The following is a 2,143-nucleotide window of genomic DNA, read 5'->3' on the forward strand; positions in this document are numbered from 1 at the left end:
AATTCTCGCCCCCAAACAGGAAATGCTCTGGACTGCCGCCGCCGATAAAGCCGGTTTTGCTTACCACAAAGACGGTCTAGATGTCAATACCTGTAACAAAATTTATCATGACCAGGGTTCGATCGGTTATCTGGAAAATTACGGCAGTCTCAGCCAAAACAGTATCGAGGAATTAATCAAAACTGCCGACGTAGAAGGCTATTTTCTCGCCTTGCCGAATTTACCCAACAATTTCATGGCCGATATCGCTAAAACTTTCATTCGCTTGGGTTGGCGCGGGGTTTTAGTCGATGCGCTCAAACGTACCAGCGCCATGGAACAAATCTTAGCACTACAAGCAGACCTAGAAGCCGCCGGCATCACCTACATGACCGGCTGCGGCGCTACCCCCGGACTGTTAACTGCGGCCGCTGCCCTAGCTGCCCAGAGTTATGGGGAGATTCATAGCGTTAAAATTACCTTTGGTGTGGGAATTGCCAACTGGGAGGCTTATCGTGCCACTATTCGCGAAGATATCGCCCATTTACCCGGTTACGACCCAGAAACGGCGCACCGGATGAGTGATGCGGAAGTGGAAATGCTGTTAAATAAAACCAATGGCATTCTCAGCCTCGAAAATATGGAACACGCAGACGATATTATGCTGGAATTAGCCGGAATCTGTGGACGCGATCGGGTTTCCGTCGGGGGTGTGGTGGATACGCGCAACCCGAAAAAGCCCTTGAGTACCAATGTTAAAGTCACGGGGCGGACTTTTGAAGGCAAAATTTCCACCCATACCCTCACTTTAGGTGATGAAACCAGTATGGCGGCTAATGTCTGCGGGCCGGCTTTCGGTTATCTGAAAGCGGGGGTTTCCCTGCATCGTCGCGGTATCTACGGATTATGGACAGCAGCGGAGATTATGCCGCAATTTGTGCGCTAGGGGTTTCTCTGCCGTAAAATAGCTAAAACTTTCGGGAAAATAGCGGGTAAGGGAGCGATCGCTTCTAGGCTCTCTCCCGTGACCGGATGTACTAAAATTAAACGATGGGCATGGAGTAATTGCCCGGGTAGATTAATCCCGATGGAACGACCTGAACTATAGAGGGGATCCCCAAGAATCGGATGACCGATTTGGCTGCTATGAACGCGAATTTGATGAGTTCTGCCAGTTTCTAGGCGAAATTCCATTAAGGTGTAGTTGCCCAGTCTTTCCTTGACTTGCCAGTGAGTGACGGCATTTCTACCGCCTTTTTCCACGGCAATAATAGCCATCTTTTGCCGATCGCTGCGGTGACGACCGATCGGCAGATCAATTGTACCTGTCTCCGTTTTGGGGACACCGTGGACGAGGGCGATGTATTCCCGGCGGGCAGTTTTGGTTTTTAATTGTGCCTGTAGGTGTTGATGAGCCTGGTCGGTTTTGGCAATAACGATCGCACCCGTGGTATCCTTATCTAAGCGGTGGACTATACCGGGGCGTTGAATTCCACCAATTCCAGCTAAATTCGGGCAGTGATGTAGTAAAGCGTTGACCAAGGTTCCCGATTCGTGGCCGGGAGCCGGATGAACCACTAAATCGGCAGGTTTATTGATAATAATCAGATAGTCGTCTTCGTAAAGAATATCAAGCTCGATCGCCTCGGCGGTTAATTCGAGGGGTTGACTGTCGGGAATGGTAATCTTTAAGCGATCACCTTGACCAACTTTAGTATTTTTATTAGTGCAAATTTGACCATTTAACTGTATATATCCCTGTTCTATCAGTTTTTGCAGCCTCGATCTCGATAAATCGGGCAAGTGTGACCCCATCCAAGCATCTAAACGTTCTTTTTTTCCCGCAACTTCTAAGTTTAATTGGTTCATCGATTTTTAGTTATCAGGGTGTAGGGTGTAGGAGAATCAAGAAAAACTGACTTGAGATTATTTAAACTTAGCTCAACAATTCCAGTTATTTTAACAGTAATTGAACTTGCTCTGGCTGCTTGAGATGGAAATCTTGGGATTAAATTTTCCTGATTTTTAAGTAGGTAGGTGTTAAAAACGTTGAGATGTCCCCTTGTTAAAGATGGATTAAGGGTAGGGTTGATTCATGAATCAACCCTACGATGAATCAACCCTAGGATTAAGGGGGGATCGAACCCAAAATCTATCTTCAATT

2 protein-coding genes are annotated in these 2,143 nt (G+C 47.1%); one reads left to right on the forward strand and one right to left on the reverse strand.

Features of this window, described 5'->3' with window-relative positions:
* Window positions 1-925 (forward strand): (S)-8-amino-7-oxononanoate synthase BioU (gene bioU, locus PX481_RS27400; RefSeq protein WP_502888642.1); only part of this gene is annotated, 925 nt, incomplete at its 5' end.
* Here bioU and PX481_RS27405 read toward each other — a convergent pair.
* Window positions 922-1,848, reverse strand: coding sequence for an RluA family pseudouridine synthase (locus tag PX481_RS27405; RefSeq protein WP_002762649.1), 927 nt, complete (start codon window positions 1,846-1,848; stop codon window positions 922-924). The genes bioU and PX481_RS27405 overlap by 4 nt on opposite strands.
* Window positions 1,849-2,143 lie beyond the last annotated feature (295 nt).

This window comes from Microcystis sp. M53603_WE2, from assembly GCF_030065435.1.